6 protein-coding genes are annotated in these 5,994 nt (G+C 38.9%); 4 read left to right on the forward strand and 2 right to left on the reverse strand.

Translation table 11 applies throughout. From position 1 onward, the window contains the following. Positions 1-305: 305 nt before the first annotated feature. Entirely contained in the window at positions 306-1,700 is a 1,395-nt protein-coding gene (locus RT143_RS11955) for an aminotransferase-like domain-containing protein (RefSeq protein WP_313093269.1), read from the forward strand. 230 nt (positions 1,701-1,930) lie between these two features. Next, complete coding sequence (locus RT143_RS11960; protein ID WP_159771880.1) at positions 1,931-2,929, forward strand: aldo/keto reductase; 999 nt, start codon at positions 1,931-1,933, stop codon at positions 2,927-2,929. 31 nt (positions 2,930-2,960) lie between these two features. Here the strand turns inward: RT143_RS11960 and RT143_RS11965 are convergent, their stop codons facing one another. Next, entirely contained in the window at positions 2,961-3,863 is a 903-nt protein-coding gene (locus RT143_RS11965; RefSeq protein ID WP_159771883.1) for a LysR family transcriptional regulator, read from the reverse strand. 194 nt (positions 3,864-4,057) lie between these two features. Between RT143_RS11965 and RT143_RS11970 the strand changes: the two genes are divergently transcribed. Both RT143_RS11970 and RT143_RS11975 read left to right on the forward strand, forming a co-directional pair. Then, positions 4,058-5,248: an MFS transporter gene (locus tag RT143_RS11970; RefSeq protein WP_286171250.1), complete on the forward strand. Its 1,191-nt coding sequence runs from the start codon at positions 4,058-4,060 to the stop codon at positions 5,246-5,248. An 18-nt stretch (positions 5,249-5,266) separates the two neighbouring features. Then, a complete protein-coding gene (locus RT143_RS11975) occupies positions 5,267-5,605 on the forward strand; it encodes a carboxymuconolactone decarboxylase family protein (protein ID WP_286171251.1) in 339 nt (112 codons plus the stop codon). On the opposite strand, the gene RT143_RS11980 is transcribed toward RT143_RS11975, so the two are convergent. Beyond that, the coding region (locus tag RT143_RS11980) for an IS5 family transposase (RefSeq protein WP_313093272.1) at positions 5,557-5,994 on the reverse strand (438 nt) is incomplete at its 5' end. The two genes, RT143_RS11975 and RT143_RS11980, sit on opposite strands and share 49 nt — an antisense overlap.

The following is a 5,994-nucleotide window of genomic DNA, read 5'->3' on the forward strand; positions in this document are numbered from 1 at the left end:
GCTATTCTATCTTATTTGCTACAATTTTTTGGTCTAGTTTTCGGGGAGTATTATACTAACTGAAAAGGAACTTAAGGCAAAGTATGGTCATAGTATTGTTAAGCTTGCTAAAGCCTATAATGAAAACTATCAAGATAACCTTTCATTAAAGGATATTAACTTTATTGAATGTGCTGCTGATGCAAGATATGGAGCAGTTAATATTCCAATTGAAGACATTATGAAAGCTCAACAGTGGTTTTTTTATATGTGTCAGACTATTAACTTTAACCCAGTTTTAATAAAAAAACCTACGGTATAAAATAATGACATCCAAAACCCAACAAGTGATTAATCACATTCAAGACAATATTCATTGGCAAATCTATAAAAAAGGTGAGCGTATCCCTGCGGTACGAGAACTGGCAAAAACCTTGAATGTCTCGGCTTATACAGTGTCGCAAGCTTACGACAAACTGGTCGCACAAGGCATAATTTATGCCAAGCAAGGCTCTGGCTATTATGTTAGCTTACCCACTCAGCAAATATTAGCAAAAGTTGATGTGCCTGTCCTAAACCAAAACGTGTTAGATACAGGTTGGTTGCTTCAGCATTTATTTAATGATTTTCCTGCGCTACATTGTTCGGGTAGCGGTTTGTTATCGCCTGAATGGCTGTATCCACAGAACCACATTATTAAAGCCCATAAAAAAGTCTCCCAGCACATGAATTTCGTATATGGTTACGGTAGTTTGCAAGGTTATTTACCACTACGAGAACAACTGTCTAGGCAGTTGGCAGATATTAATATCTTGGCACATCCTGATGCCATGCTTACCACATCAGGGGTGTCTTCTGCGATTGAAACAATTGCACGAGCCATGTGCCAAACAGGTGATTATGTGTTGGTTGATGATCCAACGTGGTTTTGGATAATTGGTTGCTTGCAGCAACTTGGGCTTAATGTCATCGGTGTTAATCGAAATAGCCATGGCATGGATATTGAGCAGTTGCAACAGATTTTAGAGAGTTATCGCCCGAAACTGTATATTACCAACAGCGTACTGCATAACCCGACTTCGTTTAATTTGCCACCCAATAATATTTTTGAAGTACTAAGGCTTATGGCAGAATATGATTGTTATATCGTTGAGGATGATGTCTATCGGTATTTTATCGAAGACAATAACGTCATGCGATACGCCACACTCGACGGACTGCAAAGAGTATTCTATGTGACAGGGGTATCAAAAGTACTTGGCGGCAATTGGCGGGTCGGGCTGGTTTGCTGCCCACAAGCGAAACTTGAAGCAGTGTTAAGACAAAAAATGCTGACCAATATGACCTGCCCTGAACTGACCGAACGCACCATTTGTGAGATTTGGCAAGACAATGCCTATAAGAAACACCTTTTGACCATGCAGCGGCGACTCAGAGACGCCCATGAGATGTTAAAAAAATCGCTTAATGAAATTGGTTTAGTGTATCCCAATCACACGATGCAAGGGTTATTTGTGTGGCTTAATGTCGGTGTTGATAGTAAGGCCTTAGCGTTGCAAGCTTACAAAGACGATTGGATAGTTGCCCCGAGCCATTTATTTAGTCCTACCGCAAAGAATAATACGCATATTCGGCTGAATGTCACTCGTACCAGTCCTGCGTTTTTAAAATGGTTAAAAAGCTATTTGCAAACAGTAAATAGCCAACAAGCTTACAAATAGTATTGTTATAGCTTGCAATACACTTGAGTAAATTACCCAAGAAGTGGTGTATGATAAAAAAAACGGAGGAATTTATAAGGTTATTTTTTATTAGAACACCTATTTTTGTTGAATTCAGGTTTAAAAAATTCTCAAAGCTCTATGATACCTTTTTTATATCACATAAATAACAATTCCATCGATTTTATAAAACAGTGAAGATGACGTTTTACTATTATGGAACAATTGTTATGAAAACCAGACTTTTGGCTAACGACTTACAGGTTAGCAGTATCGGCTTTGGAGCCATGGGATTAAGTGAGTTTTATGGTGACGTCGATGATAACCAGTCGTTAACGGTGCTTAATGAACTCCTAAATTTGGATATGAATTTTATTGATACTGCCGATATGTATGGTGGCGGTCATAATGAACAGTTGTTGGGGAAGTTCATAAATGACTTACCCCAGCAAGATAAACAAAAATTTATTATTGCTACAAAATGTGGTATTCAACGCTTGCAAGCAGGTAGCTACAACCGTGCAATTAATAATTCTCCTGAGTACATAACCCAATGCTGTGACGAGTCTTTAAAACGTCTAGGCTTAGATGCCATCGATTTATTTTATCTACATCGCATTGATAAAAATGTGCCTATTGAAGAAAGCGTAGGTTGTCTGGCAGACCTTGTCAAGCAAGGTAAAATACGCCACATTGGTCTTTGTGAAGTTTCAGAGACTACCCTTCGTAAAGCTCATGCCGTCTTTCCTATTACCGCATTACAAACAGAGTACTCGTTATGGACACGGGATATTGAAACCGACATTTTGCCTGCGGTGAAAGAGCTGGGAATTGGCTTCGTACCATATTCGCCATTAGGCAGAGGATTTTTAACAGGAAAATATACCAGTAATGATGATTTTAGCGACAAGGATTTTCGCAAACACAATGCACGGTTTTCACCTGAGAACTTAAATCATAATATTCGATTATTAACCACCATTGAGCCCATTGCTCAAAAGTATCAAGCAACCATGGGGCAAATTGCGCTAGCTTGGCTACTGGCTCAATACGATAAATTAGTGCCGATTCCAGGCACTAAAAAACTTTCCTATTTGATAGAAAATGCGAAAGCCGCGGATATTGTACTTGAGGAAGATGATGTAAAATTTTTAAATCATCTTCCCAATGAAATCCAAGTACAAGGCAATCGTTACAGCGATGAAGGTATGAAAGGCGTCAATGCGTAAGTTTAAATAAATAAACGCTGAAAATTGATATTTATAGGGATGTAAGGCTTTCAATAATATCAAGAACCGCCGCATTCTTTTCATTACAGCGTACTGCCATATAGATATCAATATTTAAATGCTCATTATCTTCATTTGTCAGTGTCTTCCAGCAACAGCCTGGTTGCTGGAAGTTGCAAACTGAACGTGGCATCAGGGCAATACCTCTGCCTTTAGCGATTTTATCAAACATCATGATCGAGTCTTTAGGTTCTGCTACTTTTTTTAAAAGCACCGCCAAATGTTGGAAATATGCCTCACACTTATCATAATAGGCAGGGTTTTCATTTCTGCTAAACCAATATAAAGGCAAATCTGCTACCTCGCTTAACGCCACAGACTGGTTTTTACTGACAATATGATTTGAAGGTATCACCAACATCAAAGGCTCTGTATAAACCTTCACAAATCTTACCGCATCATCGATGAAAACCTTTTCCCCAATCAAAACAATGTCCAACTTACCCTTCAACAAATTCTGCAGTAATTGTTGTGAGGTAAAATTCTCATGAATTGAATCGATTAGAGCGTCAAACTGAGTTAATTGATTAAAAATAGCGGGGATGTTCTCAAAATTGACAAACCGGGTATAACCTATCTTAATTTTCTTAGGACGGGAAACCAATTCAATAGTTTCAGCTAAGTCATCCAGTAGCGGTTCGACTTTTTCTAATAATTCTTGACCAGCCGTGGTGAGGAGTACCTCATGGGTATTCCGCAAAAATAAAGGTTGTCCAATTAAGTCTTCTAAAGCTTGAATTTGCCGTGTTAAAGGCGGTTGGGTCAAGTTTAGCTGTTCTGCGGCTTTTCTAAAGTTTAACTCGTGACAAACCGCTAAAAAGCATTGAATCTGCCTAATAGTAGGCAATCTAGTGGGTAAATAAGGGGTAGTCATGAACAACTTCTTATTAGAAAAAATTCAAAAATGGTGATACCAAAAAAGTATAACACAATTAAGAATTCCACAAAATTTTATGGATGATAGATTATGCCTATCTAGCTCAACTGACAAATTAAAGGCAGTTTATTTTTTTTCAGATTATGTGGCTAAAAAATTGGCATTAAATATCGTCTTTAGGATGAAATATTATGGGCGTAACTATGAATGTAGAGGAAAACTCTAACTTATCAATAAAAAATTGGTTAGCCATATTGGTGCTTGCGATTTCAACCTTTATCATTGTCACCACAGAATTAGCCCCTGTTGGTTTGCTAACCCCAATGGCTAAGGACTTCGGGGTTTCAGAATCCCAGATTGGTGTAACGGTTACGATTTATGCGTGGGTAGGGGCATTCAGTGCCATTCTTGCGTCAGTTTTTCTAGGCAATATTGCAAAGAAGACATTACTCATTGTTCTGATCACTATACTATTAGCGTCAAATACATTATCAGCGACCGTAACAACCTATTCGATGCTTCTGGTAGCTCGAGTAATTGGGGCTTTGGCTCATGGTTCATTTTGGGCAATCATTGGTGCAACAGCCGTTGCCATCGTACCACCTAAGCATATTGGTGTGGCAACTTCCATCGTATTTGGGGGTGTATCTGCTGCAAGCGTGTTTGGGGTACCGTTATCCAATTATATTGGTATAGCTTTAGGGTGGCATAACGCATTTTGGTTAATGGCTATATTAAGTGCGATTGCACTAGTGGGTATTTTATTGCTAATTCCTCGAATACAGTCAAACAGTGCCATTGGCATTGCATCATTAAAGCACGTTTTTCAGTCAGCAACCTTAAGAAAAATTTATCTGGCAACGTTAATTGTCATTACAGCTCATTTTGCGGCTTTTACCTTTATTGAACCTTGGCTACAGACGCAACAGCTATTCCCTTCGACCTATATTCCTATCGCATTATTTACGTTCGGTATTGCAGGGTTATTAGGTAATTTTATCACAGGGTTTACCATCGATAAATTTTTAAAGCCTACTGTTAGCATTTCAATTATATTGATGAGTTCTACCCTTCTTTATCTAGGTCTGAATCAGAAAAATCTTTCACAAATAACCATTTTTACTTGTCTGGTAGTGTGGGGATTAGCAGTGTCAGGTATTTTTGTAGGCTTTCAAACTTGGGTATTGAAGTTGGCAGATAAAGAAGTATTTCCTGCTTCAGCGATTTATGTCTCTTGCTTTAATTTAGCCATTGGTTTAGGAGCGATACTTGGGGCATGGGGTGTAGCACAATTTCCGATTTCCCAACTGTATTTATACGCAGGATTAATTATTGCTGGTTCGATATTGTTAATATTGCTAATTCCTTCAAACAACCGTTAAGTGAGGATTTAAATGACTATGATGAACGATTTAACAGCCTATGGCAGAGCCATTATGGATACTCTTGAAACAGGCTTAGCAGATAAGGTAACTGGGCGTTTGAGCGAGCTAGATGCGGATTTACCTAACTTAATAACTGATTATGCCTTTGGTGCCGTGGTTGGCAGAGAGGGCTTAGATTTAAAAACAAGAGAAATGCTAACCGTCGCCTCGCTAGTTTCTTTAGGTAATGCTATGCCCCAATTACAATTACATATGCGAGCGGCGTTAAATGTGGGTGTTACCCCAAAAGAGCTGTTAGAACCTGTTCACAATCTTTTCAATAACAAAGCGATGAAAGCAAGATTGGTAAATTGAAGGCTCGAATTTAAATGACGCTCACAGTTTTTCCATAAGCGTCTATTTTTCTCAAGCCAAGCAAACGAACGTTCTACAACCCATCGCTTTGGTATGACTTTAAACGTGTGCAATTCATCTCTTTTGGCAACTCCTGTGGTAACGGTTTCGCCTAAAATAGATTTAACACTATTAGCAAATGGCTCACCTCGATAACCGCCATCAACCATCACATTTTTTACGCGGCTTAAGCGTTTAGCATGTTGACGAAGTAACGTTGTAGCACCCTCACGGTCGGTGATATTGGCAGTGGTAATACAGATAGCATGCGGCAAGCCTTGGCTGTCTACTGCAATATGGCGCTTAATCCCTGATACTTTCTTTCCTGCGTCATAGCCTTTGTACTTAGC

This window comes from Moraxella sp. CTOTU48268, assembly GCF_032069585.1.
Classification (GTDB): Bacteria; Pseudomonadota; Gammaproteobacteria; order Pseudomonadales; family Moraxellaceae; genus Faucicola; species Faucicola cinerea.

Coding starts and splice junctions, on each gene's coding strand:
- RT143_RS11955 (WP_313093269.1), top strand. CDS start 306: ATGACATCCAAAACCCAACAAGTGATTAATCACATTCAAGACAATATT.
- RT143_RS11960 (WP_159771880.1), top strand. CDS start 1,931: ATGAAAACCAGACTTTTGGCTAACGACTTACAGGTTAGCAGTATCGGC.
- RT143_RS11965 (WP_159771883.1), bottom strand. CDS start 3,863: ATGACTACCCCTTATTTACCCACTAGATTGCCTACTATTAGGCAGATT.
- RT143_RS11970 (WP_286171250.1), top strand. CDS start 4,058: ATGGGCGTAACTATGAATGTAGAGGAAAACTCTAACTTATCAATAAAA.
- RT143_RS11975 (WP_286171251.1), top strand. CDS start 5,267: ATGATGAACGATTTAACAGCCTATGGCAGAGCCATTATGGATACTCTT.